This window comes from Streptomyces sp. NPDC087859 (assembly GCF_044742595.1).
In the GTDB taxonomy this organism is placed as follows: domain Bacteria; phylum Actinomycetota; class Actinomycetes; order Streptomycetales; family Streptomycetaceae; genus Streptomyces; species Streptomyces canus_F.
Window position 1 is genome coordinate 495,572 of sequence record NZ_JBIUUU010000005.1, and the last position, 18,774, is coordinate 514,345.

The 18,774-nt window shown below is 67.5% G+C and carries 18 protein-coding genes and 2 pseudogenes; 9 read left to right on the forward strand and 11 right to left on the reverse strand.

Annotated features, from left to right (window positions below; all coding sequences use genetic code 11):
* Positions 1–173: 173 nt before the first annotated feature.
* The 4 genes from ACIOHP_RS14905 to ACIOHP_RS14920 all read left to right on the forward strand — a co-directional run bounded on the left by ACIOHP_RS14905 (position 174) and on the right by ACIOHP_RS14920 (position 4,487).
* Positions 174–1,091: a LysR family transcriptional regulator gene (locus ACIOHP_RS14905; protein ID WP_401887372.1), complete on the forward strand. Its 918-nt coding sequence runs from the start codon at positions 174–176 to the stop codon at positions 1,089–1,091.
* Between the two features lie 207 nt (positions 1,092–1,298).
* On the forward strand, positions 1,299–1,988 hold the full coding sequence (locus tag ACIOHP_RS14910; RefSeq protein ID WP_401887375.1) for a YdcF family protein: 690 nt from the start codon (positions 1,299–1,301) through the stop codon (positions 1,986–1,988).
* A 16-nt stretch (positions 1,989–2,004) separates the two neighbouring features.
* The gene (locus ACIOHP_RS14915) at positions 2,005–2,472 is read left to right on the forward strand and encodes a WbqC family protein (RefSeq protein WP_401887378.1); all 468 of its coding nucleotides are present in this window, start codon (positions 2,005–2,007) and stop codon (positions 2,470–2,472) included.
* 272 nt (positions 2,473–2,744) lie between these two features.
* Positions 2,745–4,487 (forward strand): endo-1,4-beta-xylanase, encoded by a 1,743-nt coding sequence (locus ACIOHP_RS14920; RefSeq protein ID WP_401887380.1) that lies wholly within the window; start codon positions 2,745–2,747, stop codon positions 4,485–4,487.
* A gap of 350 nt (positions 4,488–4,837) precedes the next feature.
* Here ACIOHP_RS14920 and ACIOHP_RS14925 read toward each other — a convergent pair whose 3' ends face one another.
* A complete protein-coding gene (locus ACIOHP_RS14925) occupies positions 4,838–5,377 on the reverse strand; it encodes a DinB family protein (RefSeq protein WP_401887383.1) in 540 nt (179 codons plus the stop codon).
* Between the two features lie 129 nt (positions 5,378–5,506).
* Positions 5,507–6,823, reverse strand: coding sequence for an MFS transporter (locus ACIOHP_RS14930; RefSeq protein ID WP_401887386.1), 1,317 nt, complete (start codon positions 6,821–6,823; stop codon positions 5,507–5,509).
* 89 nt (positions 6,824–6,912) lie between these two features.
* Here ACIOHP_RS14930 and ACIOHP_RS14935 point away from each other — a divergent pair, with 89 nt between their 5' ends.
* Entirely contained in the window at positions 6,913–7,890 is a 978-nt protein-coding gene (locus ACIOHP_RS14935; RefSeq protein ID WP_401887389.1) for a winged helix-turn-helix domain-containing protein, read from the forward strand.
* Between the two features lie 35 nt (positions 7,891–7,925).
* Here ACIOHP_RS14935 and ACIOHP_RS14940 read toward each other — a convergent pair.
* Positions 7,926–8,105: pseudogene (locus tag ACIOHP_RS14940) on the reverse strand (transposase); the annotation flags it as partial.
* 95 nt (positions 8,106–8,200) lie between these two features.
* Here ACIOHP_RS14940 and ACIOHP_RS14945 point away from each other — a divergent pair.
* Positions 8,201–8,659 (forward strand): hypothetical protein, encoded by a 459-nt coding sequence (locus ACIOHP_RS14945; RefSeq protein ID WP_401887391.1) that lies wholly within the window; start codon positions 8,201–8,203, stop codon positions 8,657–8,659.
* Positions 8,660–8,713: 54 nt separating this feature from the next.
* On the opposite strand, the gene ACIOHP_RS14950 is transcribed toward ACIOHP_RS14945, so the two are convergent.
* Positions 8,714–8,878 (reverse strand): hypothetical protein, encoded by a 165-nt coding sequence (locus tag ACIOHP_RS14950; RefSeq protein WP_401887394.1) that lies wholly within the window; start codon positions 8,876–8,878, stop codon positions 8,714–8,716.
* A 176-nt stretch (positions 8,879–9,054) separates the two neighbouring features.
* Between ACIOHP_RS14950 and ACIOHP_RS14955 the strand changes: the two genes are divergently transcribed.
* The gene (locus ACIOHP_RS14955) at positions 9,055–9,291 is read left to right on the forward strand and encodes a hypothetical protein (protein WP_361559817.1); all 237 of its coding nucleotides are present in this window, start codon (positions 9,055–9,057) and stop codon (positions 9,289–9,291) included.
* A 38-nt stretch (positions 9,292–9,329) separates the two neighbouring features.
* Here ACIOHP_RS14955 and ACIOHP_RS14960 read toward each other — a convergent pair.
* From ACIOHP_RS14960 to ACIOHP_RS14985, 6 genes and pseudogenes are all read right to left on the reverse strand, one after another.
* Positions 9,330–9,485: pseudogene (locus ACIOHP_RS14960) on the reverse strand (IS5/IS1182 family transposase); the annotation flags it as partial.
* Between the two features lie 190 nt (positions 9,486–9,675).
* A complete protein-coding gene (locus tag ACIOHP_RS14965; RefSeq protein WP_401887397.1) occupies positions 9,676–10,104 on the reverse strand; it encodes a hypothetical protein in 429 nt (142 codons plus the stop codon).
* A gap of 338 nt (positions 10,105–10,442) precedes the next feature.
* Complete coding sequence (locus tag ACIOHP_RS14970) at positions 10,443–10,886, reverse strand: hypothetical protein (protein WP_401887399.1); 444 nt, start codon at positions 10,884–10,886, stop codon at positions 10,443–10,445.
* A 301-nt stretch (positions 10,887–11,187) separates the two neighbouring features.
* The gene (locus ACIOHP_RS14975; RefSeq protein ID WP_401887402.1) at positions 11,188–11,733 is read right to left on the reverse strand and encodes a hypothetical protein; all 546 of its coding nucleotides are present in this window, start codon (positions 11,731–11,733) and stop codon (positions 11,188–11,190) included.
* Between the two features lie 84 nt (positions 11,734–11,817).
* The gene (locus ACIOHP_RS14980) at positions 11,818–12,432 is read right to left on the reverse strand and encodes a DUF4253 domain-containing protein (RefSeq protein WP_401887404.1); all 615 of its coding nucleotides are present in this window, start codon (positions 12,430–12,432) and stop codon (positions 11,818–11,820) included.
* A gap of 1,022 nt (positions 12,433–13,454) precedes the next feature.
* The gene (locus tag ACIOHP_RS14985; protein ID WP_401887406.1) at positions 13,455–13,904 is read right to left on the reverse strand and encodes a DUF2690 domain-containing protein; all 450 of its coding nucleotides are present in this window, start codon (positions 13,902–13,904) and stop codon (positions 13,455–13,457) included.
* Positions 13,905–14,298: 394 nt separating this feature from the next.
* Here ACIOHP_RS14985 and ACIOHP_RS14990 point away from each other — a divergent pair, with 394 nt between their 5' ends.
* Positions 14,299–15,417, forward strand: coding sequence for a helix-turn-helix domain-containing protein (locus ACIOHP_RS14990; protein WP_401887408.1), 1,119 nt, complete (start codon positions 14,299–14,301; stop codon positions 15,415–15,417).
* An 801-nt stretch (positions 15,418–16,218) separates the two neighbouring features.
* On the opposite strand, the gene ACIOHP_RS14995 is transcribed toward ACIOHP_RS14990, so the two are convergent.
* Positions 16,219–17,064: a DUF4394 domain-containing protein gene (locus tag ACIOHP_RS14995; protein ID WP_401887410.1), complete on the reverse strand. Its 846-nt coding sequence runs from the start codon at positions 17,062–17,064 to the stop codon at positions 16,219–16,221.
* A 365-nt stretch (positions 17,065–17,429) separates the two neighbouring features.
* Between ACIOHP_RS14995 and ACIOHP_RS15000 the strand changes: the two genes are divergently transcribed.
* Positions 17,430–18,671, forward strand: a complete 1,242-nt coding sequence (locus ACIOHP_RS15000; protein WP_401887576.1) for a PucR family transcriptional regulator — start codon at positions 17,430–17,432, stop codon at positions 18,669–18,671.
* Positions 18,672–18,774 lie beyond the last annotated feature (103 nt).

Genomic DNA, 18,774 nt, shown 5'->3' on the forward strand with positions numbered 1-18,774 from the left:
GTCGGAGACCTGCGGCGGCCTGATGTCGGCCGTGTGAACACCGCGTTTCCGTGCATCAGCCTGGCCCGGCACACGGTCGCCTGTACACGTCCGTTTCGCTCATGTGCACGTGACCGAAACGGCAACGTCACTGATTCTGGAGGCGGACGCAAGGCCGGTGATCTACTGGCCCTGTGGACATCCAGCAGCTCCGCTACTTTCTGGCCGTCGCCGACGAACTGCACTTCGGTCGGGCCGCGGAGCGCCTGCATGTGACGGCTTCACCACTGAGCCGCCGAATCCGGGAACTGGAGCACGAACTCGACCGTGACCTGTTCGTCCGCGAGCACCACCACGTGGAGCTGACCTCTTTCGGAGAGGTCTTCCGCGCACGCGCCAAGGCGGTGGTCCGGGATTTCGACAGCCTGCGCGACCTCGCACGCGACCTTCCGGACGTCCTGCGCTGCCGGGTCGGCGCGGCTCCTCTGACTCCGCCGAAAGTCGTGGACACGGTCCTCACCGTCTACCGCGAGACCGCTCCGGGTGTCGAACTGCCCGTCACGCTCGCCTCGTCGTCCCAACTCCTCGACCAGCTCACCGCCGACCGCATCGATCTCGCCGTCATCCACCTTCCGGCGGGTGCATCCGGCACCGAAAGCCTGGTGATCGCCAGTGGCTCCTTGGGCATGGTGATGTCGGCGACCGACGAACTCGCCACCCGCACCTCGCTGACCCTGCGAGACCTGCGGGACCGTCAGGTGCTGATGACCTCGGCCAAGGTGCACCCGTCCGTGGTGGGCGCGAACAGGGCCGCGTTCCTGAGCGCCGGTGTCACGCACCTGGTGGATCTTCCGCACAACGACGTCGTGCAGACCGCCGCCCACGTACTGCGCACCGGCGCACTGACCCTCACCGTCCTCGGTGACGACGATCTGCCCGCCACGCGTGTCTTCGCCGCACCGGCCTTTCGCGTGGTACCGCTCGACGAGCCTGGACTGGCGCTACTGGCCGGGATCGCGTGGCGGAGAGCGGCCGAGGAAACGGTGCCGGGTCTGCGGGAGGTGCTCGCCGTTCTGAGGCAGATGTACGAGGGCGGTCCGATGCCGCTGTGACCCACTGTTGCACGGGTCTCGGTCGGCGTCGGGCTGGACGCCGAAAGCCTCGTCATCAGCGCAGGATCTCCTGTATCCACTGGTCAAGGCCGTCCTGGCGCCACAGGGGGCTGTCCGTCCTCGACCAGGCGGCACAGGAGGCACTCGGCAGTTCGGGCTGCGTCACCAGCTGCGCAGCATCGAGGGCATCCGAAACGGTCGGCAAGGATGAGCCAGGGAGTGCCAGTGCCGCAGCACCAGCAGCGACAGATCACCGACGAGCAGTTCCACGACGCGACGCTGATCTGGAACTACCACCAGATGGGACACGAACTGCGGCCCTGCTCGGCGGCGATCGGCCTGGGCAGCCACGGCCTGGGCGTGGCGAGTGCGGCCGCCGAGCTCTACCGCGCCGGCCTCTTCCCGGTCGTGGTGTTCAGCGGCGGCAACAGCCCCACCACCCGGGCCCGTTTCCCGCGCGGAGAAGCCGTGCACTACCGGGAGCACGCGCTGAGCCTGGGAGTCCCGGACGAGGCGATCCTTGTGGAGCCGAGGGCCGCGAACACCGGCCAGAACATCACGTTCTCCCGGGAGTCGCTGGCCGAGGTCGGCGTCCAGGTGGACTCGCTGCTGCTGATCTCCAAGCCGTACATGGAGCGCCGCTCGTATGCGACCTGCCGCAAGCTGTGGCCCGATGCGGAGGTCGTGTGCGCCTCCGAGCCGCTGGAGCTGGACGACTACATCAAGTCCATCGGCGACGAGGAGCTCGTCGTCGACATGCTCGTCGGCGACCTGCAGCGGGTGATCGAGTACCCGAAACTCGGCTTCGCCGTCGAGCAGGACGTACCGGGGGATGTGCATGACGCTTACGAGCGCCTTCTACGGGCCGGCTTCGACAGCCGCCTCATCGCCACCTGACCTGCCACGGGGCGGGGTGTGCGCGATCCACCAGCCGAACCTCTTCCCGAGACTGTCCACGCTGGCCAAGCTGTACGCCGTCGACCGGTGGATCGTCCTGGACGACGTCCAGTTCACGCGCCGCGACTACCAGCACCGGGCCCGTCTCGCCGATCGGGACGAGCCCGCACGCCAGCAGTGGCTCACGCTCCCCACGCACCTTCCCCAGGGGCGCCCGACATCGATCAGCCAGGCACGGCTCGTTGACCCCCGCCGCTCGCGCAGGACGGTCCAGTTGCTCGTGCGGCAGTACTACGGCCGAAGCCTCCATTGGCAAGCCGTATCCAATGTCCTCGACGAGGTCCTGGACACGCTCGACACCTCGCACCACCGCGTGGCCGACATCGCCAGGACATCGACGACCGCCCTGCGGCCCGTTCGTCATCGCCTGTCACGACCAGCGCGTCAACTCCGTACGCTTAGCCTCGCTGAGTACCAGTTCTGACATGTGGCGGCCCGGCCGCAGCTCGTCCGCCAGTGCCACCATCCGCCGGTCAGCGAACAGTGAGCGTACTTGCGTACCGTCTCCGTGGATACCCTGAAGTTCGCTGGCACACGCGTGTTTGATGCGCCTTCCGCGCAGGCCGCAACGCTCCGGGCCCGCTCCGCCACACGAGCTGGGACGTGCCACACAAGGCCGCCGTACCTCATGCGTGATGAACTATGGCCCGGCTTCGAGACGTTGATCTCGTCTCGAACAAGAGAGTGGGAGGGACCGTGGACCTTGGTGGGGGGACGTGGCAGCGACTGACCGCCGTGGTGCTCGTCATGGCGGTGGCGGCCGGGTGTACGGGGCAGGGCGAAGGCGCGGGCGGCGGAAACGACGAAGACCTGCTGCGGAACCACGACTGGACGCAGATGCCGGGCACCACCGCGCGGAACGACATCCTGCGGGTCAGCGCATTGGATCGGCACATCGTGGAGCAGGACTCCTCCGGCGGCCAGCCCAACCCCCCGCTGAACCTGGCCGGCCCGCATCTCAGGTCCGATGGCGACTTCACCGTGACCGCGCGCATGTCCGGTGTGGGTGACGATGACGGCGACTCATGGCTGCGGCTGTACGGACGGGTACCGGTCATCTACGACGAGTGGCGCCAGGAGCGGCCCTCACTCCGCGTCGGTGTGACCGGCGACGGACAAGTGAAGGTACAGATATGGGACGGCGAAGGCGATGAGCCGGCCATCTCCAAGGATTTCGACTGCGGCTGCTCCGGGACGGTGACGCTCGCCGTGTCGAGCATCGGTGACACCTTCCGCGTGAAAGCCGACGGGCGGCGGCTGGGAACCGTGCAGGACCCGGGGGTGTTCGCCGAGGGCACTGTCTGGTTCGGTCTGGAGGCGGACGCGGGCGACGACGAGCGCCGCGAGGGATGGAGTCTGACGCAGCTGATCGCGCGGGCAGAGAGCGGTGACTCGCTCCGCGTGATCAAGGCGCCGCAGCTACGCCAGGAGCAGTCCGAGGACTCGCTGCGTGCGCGGGCCGCAGACGTGGGGCGGCCGTTCGACGTCGGCGCCGCCCTGGCCGAGAACCCGCTGCTCACCGACGCACGCTACCGGGCGCTCGCGGGGAGCCAGTTCTCCATGCTCACTCCGGAGAATGCGTTCAAGCCACAGTTCCTCCACCCACGCCGGGGCGTCTACGACTTCCGCGACGCGGACCTACTCGTACGCTTCGCCCGCGCGAACGACATGAAGGTGCACGCGCACACCCTCGTCTGGCACGAGGCTCTGCCCAAGTGGATGCGGGAGAACGGCGACCCCGAGGAGGTGCGCCGGACCATGCTCCGGCACATCGCCGTGGTCGCCGGGCACTTCAAGGGAAAGGTCGCGGAATGGGATGTGGTCAACGAGCCCATGTCCGACGACGAGAAGAGCTACACCAACGGGGATCTCGGTCTGCGCTCCGAGCAGAGCCCGTGGTTCGAGGCCATGGGCGAGGAGTACATCGACGAGGCGTTCAGGGCCGCCCACCGGGCCGATCCGAAGGCGCGGCTGTTCCTCAACGAGTACGGGGTCGAGGAGGAAGGCGAGCGGTGGGACGCCCTTTACGATCTGGTCAAGCGGCTCAAGGAACGCGGTGTGCCGATCGACGGCGTGGGTTTCCAGAACCATGAGTACGCACCCGGCGACCGCATCGACCCGGAGACCTTTCGCAGCCATGTGCGGGATCTGGCGGAGCTCGGGGTGCAGGCGCGGGTGTCGGAGATGGACGTCCCCATAAGTGAGGACGAGGAGGGCGGGCGGCAGACCCAGGCTGATGAGATGGCGGGCAAGCTGCGGGTATGCCTTCAGGAGCCGAACTGCACATCGTTCTCCACATGGGGATTCACCGACCGGTACGGTTCCACCGCCGACACCAAGATCTATCCTCCGCGCACGGCTGATTCCCTGCCGTGGGACGCGTCCCTGCGGCCGAAGCTGGCGTACGAGCGCCTGCTCGAGGCCTTTGACGAGGTGTGAGGAATCAAGGTGTGATCTCTTGGTTTGGTGTCGATGGTAGTGAGAGTCAAAGGGCGACTTGTTCTGCCAGGGGCGTTTGATAAGGCGGCGAGGTTGAGTAGGTCACGGTCGCTCGAGAGGGTGGCACGTGAAATTCAATGCAGGTATGGAGAACGCCTTGTGGGACCGGCTGTCCGCGGAGGTGCGCAGGGAGGTGGACAGCCTCGTTTCGGCCGGTCGAAACGTGCGGGCCATTGCCCTGATGCGTGAGCATGTTGGCCTACCAACGCCGCATCTGCATGATTGCGTTGATGTAGTGGGCCAGCGATTCAGCGTATTGCGGGATAGGCCGGCGAGTTCGTGACAGTGCTTCACACCGTGGTCACGCGTGGCGCCAGTACGGGGTCGATTCGTACGGCGATGGTGCTCAGAGTGAGCGGGGTGTCGCGCAGAATATCGGCGTGCCCGGCATGCTGGATGGACTGGCCGAGGACATGGACCATGATGGCGAACATGTTCGTGTTGGGGTAGGGCTCCGGCCACCACGGCACGTGGCCGGGGGCGTCGAGGGGAAGCTCGTTGATCGTCGCGTCCGAGTGTTCCCACGTGCGCCGGTAGACCCCGATGATCTGATCGCGGGTCTCGTCCTCGGTCGCCCACAGATCGCTGCCGTTGGAGTGGTCCTGCCACCGGGGCAGCGGTTTTGGGGAAGGGCGGTCGAAGACCTCGCCGAAGTACCTGGCCTCGACGTTGGCCAGGTGTTTGGCCAGACCGAGGAGGTTGGTCCCGGTCGCCGTCAAAGGCCGGTGGGCGTCGTATTCGGACAGGCCGTCGAGTTTCCAGAGCAGCGCCTCCTCGCGGTCCCGCCGCAGTCTTCTGTGCAGGTTGTCCTTCGCGGATTCATCGATCATGCGGCATGAGCCTTCCATGGGCTGTTCGTGGTCTGAAGATCCCGTACGTGGTCCGCGACGACTGGCAGAGCCGAGGCCGACGCGGGGGTGGGGTGCGTGACGGTTCGCGGCCGGTCCGACCTGCGACGGTTATTGCGCAGGAGAACTACACGCATGCTGATCAGTGCTGTTCTCTGACCCCGTTGAGTAGTTCGAGACGGGGACAGGGGAGGCGGGCGGGTGCCAGGTGAGAATCCAGCCTGCGGTAAGCACCGCCGCGCCGCCTGCCAGGGCGATTGCGTCGCCTGTTCCGATGCCTGCGGCCACCGAGCCGAAGAAGGCCGGCCCGACGCCCTGTAGCGTCATGCTGCCGGAGCCGAGCAGACCGAAGGCCTGGCCCTGGCCATCTGGCGGCAGGGTGTCCAGGAACGGCCGTTGCAGGCCGAGGCCGTAGGCGAATCCGAAGCCGCAGAGCAGCAGCAGACAGGACGAGACACCCACTCCGGGCTCGGCGGCGAAGCCGACCAGCGGCAGTCCCATCAGCGCAATCAACGGGACCACCAGTCGCTCCCGGGTGGGTGGTCGTAGGAGTCGCCCCACCAGCAGGTCACCGACCAGCATGCCGATCGGCAGACAGCCCATCAGCACCGCGTACCAGCCGGGCGCGAAGTGGTGTTCTCCCGCGTAGGCGACGATCAGGCCTTCCGGGCCGGCTACGAACGCGGGCGGTAGCCACTGGGCCAGCATCAGTCGTCGCAGCGTGTGTCGGCGCAGCAGCAGGCCGGCACCGTGCAGGCTTGCCCGGACGGTGCCGCCATCGCCCCGAGCGCTGCCGGGTGTCCCGCCGATCTCTCCCGGCTGCAGCCGGGGTAGCCGGATGCGGACAGCGAGTGCGCAGCCGAGGTAGAGGGCGGCGCTTACTGCGAGCGCCCGGTGCGGGCCGAGTACCGCGACGGCCGCCCCTCCCAGCGCCAGACCGAACAATTGCGCGCCGGAGGCAGCGACGTTGTTCAGTGAACGCCCCAGTACGTAGGCGTCGCCCTCCAGCGATTGTGCGACCAGCCGACTCGACGCGCCGTGAAACACCGGTGTGGCGAGGGCGACCAGCGCCACGACACCAAGGCTTGCCGCGATCGGCATCCGCACCAGGGCGAGCAGCAGGGCGGCGGCGCACGTCAAGGTGTAGCCGCCGGTGATGAGCGCGCGGGCCGGCAGTCGGTCGGCCAGTGAGCCCAGCAGCAGTGAGCCGAACAGCTGCGGGATGAAGCCGATACCGAAGGCCAGTGCGCTCAGCAGTGCGGAGCCGGTGGCCGAGAAGACCAGAACCGAGAACGTGGTGATCCGCAGCGCGTCCGCGGTGATCGCGACGGTGCGGGTTGAGAAGAGCAGCCGGAATCGTGGCTCGGCCAGCACCTCCCGGTAGGTGGCACGGTGGTTGCCCTGCGGGGGTTCGGCGGTTGGGGTCATGACGCGCAGCTTCGGCGCGTGGCAACGCCGCCCACCAATGATTCGTCGCTGGACGAATCTGAACAGGCGTCCCGCGGTAGCATCGCTGGGTGCTGCGCTTCGAAGTCTCCGTCGAGGACCTGCTGCGCAGCCGCTTCGCACTGTCGCCCGCGCTGGACCTCTGTTTGCTGCTGCGCTCGCTCGCCGGCCAAGACCGGCCGCTGCCGCGAGCCTGGGCCTCGCGGCTCCTGCCGGCTTTTGAACGGCTTCGCCGCGAGACTGAGCTGGACGCCGCCCTCGCTCTGCAGGCCCCGCAAGGCGGACCGAACTTCGTCGCCCCGCCTCCGCGCGGCCTCAGCCAGACCTGGGCGGACGACCTGGCCACGATCCGGGCCACGCCGCTGGAAGCGGCCCACCACGAATTCGCCGCCACTGCGACCGGCCCGTTGGCCCGTGATCCCCACGTACGTGCGGTGCTGGATTCGCCGGACGCCGTCTCCAGGATCGCCGAGGCGATGGACCGGGCGTGGCACGAGCTGCTCGCCGCGGACTGGCCGCAACTGCGTGCGATCTGTGAGCGCGACATCGTGCACCGGGTGGGTGTGATCGGCGAACACGGATGGGCCGCGGCCATCGAGAGCCTGCACCCGGGTATCGCCTGGCGCGCCGGCGGTATCGAGATCGGTTTCTTCCGAGGCGGAACAGTCCGCCTCGCCGGCGACGGGCTGCTGCTGATCCCTTCGGTCGTCGTCGGGCATATCGCCGCCCACCTGGAAGACCCCTGGCCCAGGACCTTGGTCTATCGTGCCCGCGGCACCGCCGCTCTGTGGGGCGAACAGGAGACCGTCCCCCAACCGGACGCGCTGACCGCTCTGGTCGGCCGGGCCCGAGCCCGGCTGCTGTTGGCGCTGGACGCCCCGGCCAGTACCAGCCACCTCGCCCGAAGCCTCGCCATGACACCCGGCGCGGTAGGAGACCACCTCGCCATCCTGCGAGGCGCGGGACTGCTCGTCCGCGCCCGGTCCGGACGGTCCGTGCTCTACCGCCGCACCCCGCTCGGCGAGGCACTGGTCGCCGGTTCGGGCTGAGGGCTCAGATCAGCACTGCTCTTTGAGGCGCTGCAGCAGATGATTGCGCAGCCGAGGGTGAGGAAAGTCTGGTGGAAGGCGGCGCGGATTTCCCAGCGGATATGCAGTCGGCGGAACCAGCGCAGAAGTGCGAAAGCCGCTTCGACGACCCAGCGGTTCTTGCTCAGGCCGCTTCCGTGCTCGGTGCCGCGCCGGGCGATGAGCGGGCGGATACCCAACCTCGATGCCGCCTGTCCGGCTCACAGCACCGTCGGCGGACGTGCGCGTGTGGATCTCGGTAGGGTCGGAAGCGTTGACTGACTGTTGACCGATGGGTGCGAGCATGCTGGTGGTGAGGCGTCAAGAACTCGAGCTGTATGTCGAGTTCTACGCCCTGTGGGCCGAGGACGCCGATGAAGAGGAGCCCGGAGAGAGCCCTGAGCCCGCTGAGGCTGAACTCCTCGAAGTGCGTGAGCGGCGTCTGTGCTTCAGGAGCGGCGGTCACACACATCATGCGTCCTTCACCGCGGAGGTGTGGGACCAGGAGCCGCCGACGGACGAGGGAGAGATCTGGGAGTCGAGCGCGGATACCCGGTGGTATTGCCGCTCGGGCGAGATGGCGCTGTGGTCGTATGGCGGTCCGAGCGAGCCGGTCGTAGAACTGGGGACGCCGCACACACTGTGGCGGGTGCGCGCTTATGTGAGCGGGCAGGAGCGAGTACGCGAACTCGCCCAGCAGGAGGTGCCCGCCGGGGTGGAACGGTTCCTGGTCCAGTTCTGGCCGGTGTGACCTTGAAGGGGGGCGGCAGCACTGGAGCGTGCTGCCGCCCCCTTCAGCGTCGCCTCAGGAGACGACCTTCATGAGGAACCCGTCGTCGGGACCGTCGATGATGCGGTTGAGACGGTAGAAGGCGGCCATCAGCCGGCCGCCTGCTCCGTTGTCGTCCTTGGGGACGGGCCTGGCCGAGAAGTTGTTCTTCGGCGCCTTGTGGGTACAGGACCGCGTCACGGTGGCCGACTCCGCCGAGCCAGTGCGCGACGGCCGAGCGGTCGTAGCGGAGCGGCTCGCCAGCTTCGGCGCCGACACGGTTGACCCCCCGTCCCAGCACTGGCATCCCCCCACTACCGTTCGCCAGGCTGCCCCTGTTGACTTGGCCGACGACTGGACGTTCCTCCGGAGGCCCCGTGCTGGTTCTGCTGCTGTTCCTGCTCGGCTGGGCCGTGTTACTCACATTTGGCGTCGGCATGTCCACGCTGCAGGGACCCCCTCGGGCAGCCCTGCGCTGGTGGATCCTCTACGTGTGTGCACTCGCCGGGCTCATCGCCGCGCTGGTCCTCACTTGGCAGGCCAGAGACGCACAGTGCCGCGCACACCCGACAAGCTGGCAATGCGGTCGTTTCGATGAAATCGGAGATCTCTGATGCCGTATGGTGCTCCGGTATCGGCCAGTGAGCCTCTTTCATCCTGAATAGCCGCAGTTCAGCAGCGTGTGGACTGCCTGGATGATGGTGCTGATGCGGCGGGTGGAGTATCTGGCTCGCCGGAGTAGCCGCCACGACTTCAACTGTGTGAAGGCCCGTTCTCCCGGAGCTCTCAGCCGGGCGTGGTCCCGGTTGGTGTCTGCTCGAGTTCGGCCGGGCGCGGGAGGCAGGTGCTGGCCGATGCGCAGGTCAGCGAACCGCGACGGTTCGGGAGCGGCTGCGAGGTCCTTGGGATCGACGCGGGCGGCGAGGTCTGTAGACATATCAAGACCACCGGTGCCCCGAGGCTCTCGTGTCGGGCACATGGGAGAGGCGATCAGCGCTTCACAGGTCGGCGCGAAGGGCGGGCCAGGCATGCCCATCCGGTGACACGCCCGATGGGCGGCCCGCCCGAACGAAGTCGTGATACTCATCTTGCACGACACCCTGGTTGACCCAGCGTCCTCGAACGGCGCCCGTGCGTTCCTCAGCCAGAACCAGAGCGCCCTGCGGGGCCTCGGCCGAGCCGAGCAGCCGGCCGAACTCTTCTTCCTCGGTGTCCTGATCGAAGGGTGGGAACTCGTACAGGTCCAGGACCGTCTCGTGCCCGTCTTCGACGGTATGGACGTAGACCTCGAATGACGTGCTCGCCGCCCGGACCTCGACATACCGCACACCAGGGCGGCCGGGCGACCCGACCGGCCCGAGGAACTGCTCAACCGAACGGCCCCGCCTCAAGGCTCCGACGACGAAGGCCTCCACCAAGTAGCGCATCGGGGCACAGTACGCCCCAGCCACGTCAACCGACCAGCTTGACGATCAGCTTCATCGATGACGCCTCGTCGCCCGCGGAGGAAGCCGGTCAGTCCGTAGTGGTCAGGGAGTCGGGCGATGACGGTTGTCCGACTGGGCGTGCCCTGTTGGGCCTGCATGAAGACCTCCTGACCATGGATCCCAGCGGCCGGATGGTGCTGACCTGTGGCAATGAGGGCAGTGCTGGGGGCTGAACGATAGTGGTCACGACTGAGCCGGGACATTTGTCCGGGTTCTTCCTCAGGCGCCACTGATGTCCGTCCTCAGCCGGTCAAGGCGTTTGACACTGAACCCAGTCGTCAGCGGGACGGGAAAGGCATCAGGGCGAGATCCCATTGGGCAGCTGCGTGGAGCAACGCGGCCGTATCCATGCGCATCTCCACGACGTACTGGTAGACGGTGGCCCTGTCGTGGCCTTGCTGCCAAGGAGGTGATGCCTCCAAGGACAGGTGAACGCGAATGACCGCGGCCCCGTCTTCATTTCGGTTGGCGAGGCTGAAGGCCAGGAGCGGTTCGATGAACTCTGTGTCCGGAGACAACTCGCCGTCGCCATCAGGCTTGGTCGCAGACACGGTCCCTGCAGCCACCGCGCGCAGCCACGAGGTCACCTGGCGAGCTTCATCGGTCAGCAGACACGGATCGGTGAAGGACCAGTTACCCTCGGGGGTCGTGACCGTGCCATCGATGACCAGCCAGTTGTCGTCGTACCAGTCGCCCCGCACTGCGGCGAACTGATAGCGCACCGGGCGGAGTTCGACGCTTCTTACACGATCACTCAAGAGCACTGCGCCAGGATGCCACGCGCACGCTGGGGGGACGCAACGGCTGCCATCCAGCCGATTAGGGTCTCGTTTAAAAGCCGTATCTGAACCGATCATGGAATGCGCGGGTCGAACAGGGTTCCTGGGCGGGTGACCTTCTGGCTGTTCGCGCATGGAGGCAGGGCCTCTCGGTGGCTCGGGGATGCGAATCTGACCGAGCGATATCGGAGGCCCTGTTGTCGTTGCAGTCCGCCCCGGCCCTGGAGCCAGGCCAGGACTTGACTCAGATGCTGAACGCCCGCGAGGCGGTGCTGCTGCGCTGTTCGTCCCGCTTGGATGGCCGTGCGGAGCATGGCGGCGTGCCGGAGGCGATGCCCTTGCGGGCCGAGACGCTGCGGAGGTAGGCCTCGACTCCCTGGAGCAGGCCGGAGCTGGGGTAGCGCTGCACCAGGGTGCGGTGGGTGCCGCGCTCGAGGTCATGACTCCAGGAGTCGACGTCGACCTGGTCCTCGGTCCCGGCGATGTGTCCGTCGATGAAGCCGTCCTTGGACGTTGTGCACCAGTTCCATCCGTAGTTGATGACGCACCGCTCGCAGGCGAGGGTGCCGTGCACGTCCGGGTAGTGGCGCTGCCACTCGGCATCGAGGGCGATGACGTCCCCGGCGAGCGGGATGTCCTCGCGGCACAGACAGCACCTGATGCGGCACGCGACGGTCCGGCCGCGAAGAAGGCGGTGAAGAAGACCGCGGCCGTCGACGGCCGCGGTCGACCCGCGCTTCGAGAACGGCCCTCTCGCCGTCGTCGACGTCGCCGACGGGCAGGTGTTCACGATGACCGAGACGACCTGTTGAGGGCAGGGGGAGGGGTGAGTCGCGCGGCCCGTCGGAGGCGGCCCGGAGCGGGCGAAGCGCTGCTAGTCCCACCAGAAGGACCAGGAAGTGCGCCCGACGAGCTGCCTCGCGTATGCGGGGAAGGGGGTGGGCGGGTCATTGACGATGTTGTCCGCGGTCGACAGGACGTGTTCCAAAGCGAGTTGGTCCGCCTGTTCTGTGTCAGCGGGAGGCCGCGCGACCGAGACGTACACCTCGCTGCCGAACACCGCGACGACCTGGGCGCCGAAGCGGTCCTCCCAGCTGCGCAGGAGCGCACACAGCAAAGGCAGCGGGGCCTCCGCGGACCAGTCGATCAACGCCAGAGCATCGCTGCCGCGCTGGGCGGGAACGAGGAGGAGGCGGCAGAAGTCGAGCCCGTACGGGCGCGTCTGGATGAGCTCGGCCAGCAGGCCGGACGCCGCTTCTTCGGGCGTCGGGCCGGCGGACGTCACCGGCATCCCAGCGGCCAGGCCCGGCCACTGTGCAAAGGGCGGGCCGGGATCATGTGGCCACGGCGCGATCCCTTCGGGTACCGGTACCGGCGTCGGGTTTGACCACAACGGCAGTCGCTTGCGGCGGTACTCGGCGAAGTCCGCGGCCAGGACCTCCTCCAGGCGGACGGCCTCGACGTGGTCCAGGCTGAGCCCGCTGCCCATGGCACTGGGCCAGCACAGAAGGGGAACCAGGCCGTGTGTGCTTCGTTCGCTCCGCAGGCGCGGCCACAGTCGTTCGATGTCTTGAGGGAACTCATCAGAGACCCACACGTCTACGGGGCCACAGGACAGGAACCGGCCGGCAGGCAGACCGTCGGGCAGGGCAAATGACATGACCGCACCGTAGAGCGTGGCACTGACATCGCAACGGCCCGAAGAGCCAGAGAACGGCTTTGCCCGCGCCCGCCTCGGGCCCTGTGCCCTCTGTCCGGTTTTCGTGGCTCTGCCACTCTGCATTCCAGCAGGGCCTCGATCGCGAAGGCACCGACTTGCCCACCCCCAAGGCGATGACTTGCCCAGAGCATTCGCACGGGTCAAGCGCGCATAGCACGCCTGGAGCTACGCCTGGTCATCATCTCGGTAGCTGATGAGACGATCCTTGAGCTCACGGCGCCAATGCAGGAAGAACCCGACGCGGCAGGCGGGCCAGAAGCAGCGGAGAGCGGCAGCCAGACGAGGATGAAGCTCACCAGATGCGCATCCACCACGCGGCGGACCACGAACGCCGGGAAGAGGTACGGATCCGGGCCTGGGGCAACCGCGGGCCGGGAGCCATTGTCAGGTGTTCAGGAAGCTGGCCAGTCCCTGATGGTACGCCCGGGACAGCCGGCGCAGCGGCTCCGGAGCCCCGCCCTGGGCGTCGAGCCGTCGGACCAGGTCTGTGACCTGCGGCCACCGTTGATCCGTCCGTGCCGTTCCGCCGACGGACGATCAACGGTGGCCGCGGCCCTGGGTACCAGCCAGGCATGCCGGCGAGTCTCGGCCCGGGGCTCCCGATACTCGGTTGGGGCCGCGACCCCGAGCCACCAGGAGACCCTGCTGCCATGCGTCAGCCTTCACCCGATCACCCGATCACCCGATCACCCGATCAGGGACCCTGTTGCACCAGCCAACCTAGTCATGTCAAGAAGGAGGCCAGCTCCTGAGGTCAGTGGTCCTTAACGCGTCCTGCCGCGGCAGGACGATCAGTAGGACGCGGTGCGCCCCTCGTAGATGCGGGCGCCGCTGTCCCACATTCCCTTCGCATACGACGTGACATTGGCGTCGTTGACCATGCGCGTGTAGCAGTCGGTGTCACCGTTGGGTACGGAACAGGAGTACTCGCGCCCGTCGCTGTTGCGGTGCACAGTGGCGTACGGGGTGAACTGGTCGCGTGTGTCGTAGCTCGCGTTGGATATGCGGCCCCAAGCGGCTCGGCAGCTGGGGCTGTAGCGGAGTTCGAGCAGGGCCTGCCCGAGCTGCGTGCTCTCCACGGTCCGTGCGTCGCCCTGGCAGTAGACGGAGGGGTCCTTGCCGTCACAGGCCGACCCCGAGCACGCGGTGGCGGCCGCCTGCGCCGGCGTTGCCGCGAGCAGCCCGCCGCCTGCGAGCAGAACCGCCGCCGCAATGCGGCCCCATGTCGAGTTGTTTCTCATCTGTTCTCCCTAATTCGTAGCGCTGGTCGAGCCAGTGACGGGGCCGTCCACCACGCAGCCATGGGTGAAGATCCAAGGACGTGGCAGGCATCGACGGCGTCACGGTGGCGGGCCCCGTCGGATCAGACAAGCGGAAGAGGGTCGTTTGGGACGCTGACACTCTTACGTACCCCCTGAGCTGTGCGTCTATCGAAGGTCTGGGAGCAGCATGGGATGCGGGCGAAGCGATCGCTGTCATCCGGAGCGGCCAACTCCCAGTTTTCAAGGGTAAGTTCTGGCACATTGGACCGCCGGGATCGTGACCGCATCCCCAGCTGCCCGAACACCGGGCCGTCGGTACGCGCCGACACGCAGCCGGGACGGACGAGCGTGTTCGAACAACAGGGGGTTCTCCGTGGATCGAAACGATGAGGCTGAACGCCTCGGCGCGCGGCTGCGCGCGCTGAAAGAGAGATCGGGGCTCAGTTACGACGCTCTCGCACGGCGAGCCGGTATCAGCCGTTCCAGCCTCCACCGCTACTGCGCGGCTTCCTCGGTCGCGCAGGACTACGGCGTCGTGCACCGCATCGCCACCTCCTGCGGCGCCACCTCCGCGGAACTGCGCCAACTGCACCGGCTGTGGGCTCTTGCCGACGCGGAACGCGAAAGACAGGTGCCGCAGGAGGAGGCCGCGCCCGGTGATGTCGTGAGTGAGCAGACCGACGCCGGGCCGGCAGAGGCTCCTGGCGACGGGGAAGCCGTCTCCGTGAAGTTGCCCATCCAGGATCTCGCTCTCGCTCCCGGCAGCCGCAAGCCGCGGACAAGACAGGGCCGACGGCCGTTGCATCGACGCACCGTTGCTCTGACCGTCGCGGCTGCCGTCGCCGTTCTGGGGACCGTCGGGGCCATGTCCCTGGTCTCCGCCCCTGATGAGCAGGCCGGCCCGGCGGATTCCCGAATCCTGTCGTCCCCCGTCTGCTCGCCGGTGGTGAGCATGGGACAGCATGACGAATGCGTCCGCGAAGTACAGACGCTGCTGGAGCGTCATGGCGCCGTCATCGGCGTGGACGGTGACTTCGGTCCGCAGACACTGCGCCGCGTGACCGCTTTCCAGGTCATCACCGGCCTCCCGCCGAACGGCGTCGTCACGGCAGCCACCAAAACGGCGCTCTACGAGTCGAAGGCCCGCATGGACACCTGGTCGCCGGAGAAGGCCCGCCAGCGGATCCGCGAGGTCTTCGACGAGACACCGGACGATGCCGTCGCCATCGCCGACTGCCAGTCTTTCCTGGATCCTTTGCACATCCTGCCGAACACCAACGGCAGCAGGAACTGGGGCCTGTTCCAGATATCCGACACCCGGTTGCGTGAACTGGGTGGGACTCCGCTCAAGGCACTGGATCCCGAATGGAACATCCAGGCCGCCAAGCGTCTGTGGTCCCGCCACCGCGACTTCCGCGACTGGCCGCACTGCGAGCGTGCCCTGCGGACCAAAGCATCAGCTGCCCCGACCGCGGGCTCGGAGAAGAACTGAAGACTCAAGGCCGCCCTCGTCGACCCCGTCCGTGCCCTGGGCAGCAACGGCCTCAACCGCCCTTGACACCAACTCGCCCGCTACGGCGGCACCCTTCAGTGGTGATACCTTCCAGCTGCCCGCCTGGGCCGCCGATCCGGGACCGATTCAGGGCGGAACGGGCGCCGGTCGAGGTGGTGCATCGTGCCGTGACCGCGGAGCGCCGCGGCGGTCGCTGAGGCGCGCGGAACGGGGTGGGTGAGCACGGGGATGCAGCGGGCGTTCCCCCGCGGCAGACACGAGCCAATCGATGCCCCCTGCCCCGTGCCCCTGGACTCAGCCCAGGCCCGGGCGACTCACGGTGGGCCGTCACCACGCGGGGTTGACCCCTGCGATGAAGCCTGCGGCGCCCAGTCCCAGGTCGGTGCCGAGGGGGGGCGAAGCGCTGTCTCTACGTGCGGATGGCCATAGTTGCTCCTGTCAGACGACTGTTGGGCGGGACCTCTGCACACGCGGCCACGTGTCACCCAAGGGCCAGATCTCGGGTGCGATGGCTGCACCGCTCGATTGCCATGGCCGACCGATTGCGCTTCCGCTCGGCTGCGCGGGCGTTGACCTGCATGGTCGGGTCTGTGCCGCGCCGGAGCGGAGGGCGGCGATGCGGTTGTCGACTCCCGCGGGGCCGGTGCCGTCCAGGACGAACAGCAGCCGCGGAAAGATCAGGAACGGCCGCGACAGGGTGTGCCCGGAGGGCCACGTTTCGGGCTCGCCGCGGCCCGGGAGTAGCCGGGCCGCGGCGAGTAAGTGACCTGCGGTAGGGGCTCAGCTGCCGGTGAGGGAGATGGCCAGGTCCGTGATGTTCAGGGGGAACTTGGACGTGAGGGCGTCGGACACGAGCGTGGCCTCGCCGGTGAAGGGATTGATGCTGTAGAGGGAGGGCCTGTTGGCGCCGGAGGCGGTGAGAGTGGCGAAGGCGGCGTTGCTGACCGTCTTGCCGCCCGACAGGGTACTGACGATGTCCATGCCCGCGTTGATCTGCGCGTCGACGCCGAGGCTGCCGGTCGGTGCCAGCGTGCCGTTGTTGGCCGGGGACTGGAGGACCACCTGGTCGCTGGTCGTGTTGATGTCGAACAGCGTGGTCCCGGTGGCCCCGTTGAGGTCGTTGTTCGTGTAGGCGGCGGCGGAGAGGCCCTTGGTCGTGCCCTCGATCGGCGGGGTGGTGAGGTTCAGGTCCTGGATGGTCGTGTGGTCGTTGAGGTTGTGCCGCAGGTTCTGGCCGTTGTCGCTGATCACGCGCAGCCGGTCGGCGGCCGGGTTGAAGTCGACGCCGAAGTTCGTGCCGTGCAGCGAGTACTGGAGCTGGGACACCTTGGTGATCACGACGTCCGCGGTGGCCGGCGGGGTCTTGATCGTGTAGATGCCGCCCTTGTCGCCGACGCCGTACATCAGGCCGTCCTGCACCCGGAAGTCGATGCCGATCAGAGCCGTGTCGCCACTGAGCCCGATGACGTCCCTGACCCAGTCGAGCACGTTCGGCCGGTCGGTGGTGAACGTGGCCATCTGGGTGCCGTCACCTGTGATCCCGAACGCGCGCAGGCTGGGAGTGGCGGTGGGAGCGGCCGAGCCACTGCCCGGCGCGCTCAGCATGAGCGCTGTCGACGTGGCCATGACCGCTACCGCCGCCGCGATTCTCTTTCTCGTTCCTGCTTTCATCGGTTTTTCCCTCCCGTTTGAACAAGCATCAATGAGTGGCGCGCAGATGAGAGATTCCTGTACCGATTCCCGCGCTGATCCGGAGCGGTGGCCGGAATGATTGCTGTGGTGTTCCCCCACGGGCTGGTACGCGGTTCCCATTAAGGCCAGTTCACGGTGTCTCCACAAGTGGAACAGATGATGGGAATGTCCCGATCCAGGGATTTTGTGCACTGTGACAAAGTTCCCCAGACGCGGTCGTCTCCGATGTGCGCAGAGTGATAAATGCCGTCCGGGTTTCCCCTGTCGGCTTCTTCGACCGGAATGGCATGCTCGCGCTCATGGGGAGCTTCTTCGCCGAGTTGGCCCGGCAGGCGTCGGCCAACGCGCGCCGGGAGATCGAGGCGTACGCGCGTGAGATTCCGGAGTTCGGGTTCCTGGACAAGAACTCCCGGGCGCGGGCCGAGACGCTGGAGTACGCGTTGTGGCTGCGGCGCCGTACGGTCGAACTGTCCCCGGACAACAGCGAATTGAGCGACGACGACCTCGGCTACATCGCGGCGATCGGCGAGTCGCGGGCCGCAGCGGGGATGTCGCTCGATGCACGGCAGCGGGTCCTGCGACTGCACACCTCACTCATGCTGCGCGAGATCAACGAAGCGACCGAAGCTCAGCGCGGTGTCGGCGTCGACGAACTGATGCGGATGATGAATTGGTTCGCCCCGCAGGGAGATCGCGGTATCCGTGCCTACAGTCAGGGATTCGTGACGGCGCTGCGACACCGTCTGCCGTACGTCGAGCAGGCCGCCCTGCTGGCCAGGTCGTTGCTGAACGGCGACCCCTTATCGGCGGAACTCGCTTCGGCACTGGGCATGGAACTGCCCGAACGCTGCGCAGTGACGGTGATCCGGGTGCCGGACCGTCCCGTCGGTGATCGCGACCTGGAAAGCGAGATCGAGGCGCTGGTGAAAGCCCACCACGCGCCGATCACGTGGTGCCCGGGCAGTGGAAGCAGGAGCGGTGAGCTGATTGCCCTGATTCCCTTGCATCCCCCCACACCCCAGGTGTCTCCGGGGCCCAGTCCAGCCGAGACCGTACAGCCGCACTCCGTACCCGACCTGGTATCCGATCTCGTACAGGACTTCGCCCAGGCTCTCGATCGCCCCTGCGCTGCCGGCACCGCCACCTCACCGCTGACCGAGGTTGCCGACGCCCTCGACCTGGCCCGGCGGATCAGCAGGGCAGCGCCGCTGCGACGGGCGTCCGCTCAGCTGCGGCCGCACACCGTGTCGGACGTGTTCGTCGAACTCGCCGTTGCAGACGCGCCGTTCGTCGACGAATGGCTCCGCGCCGTGGGCCGGAGCCTGCAACCCGGTCCGGACATCCTTGTCACGCTTGACGCGTACTATCGCCACGACATGCACCGCGGCGCCACGGCGGCAGCCCTCAATGTCCACCCCCGCACCGTGGACTACCGCCTCCGCCGGGTGCGGGAGCTCACCGGCATCGATCCCGGTTCGACGCGCGGCGTGCGTATTTTGAGCTCGGTCGTCACGCGACGCCTGTCCGAAGCGTGGCAATAACCGGGCGATCAGCCAGAGCCGAGATGCGTGCCGAGACGGGCAGCTGGAGGGCATGTAGTCCCCGCGGGCGCGTGCGTAGCACGCACGTATCTGGCCGACGCGT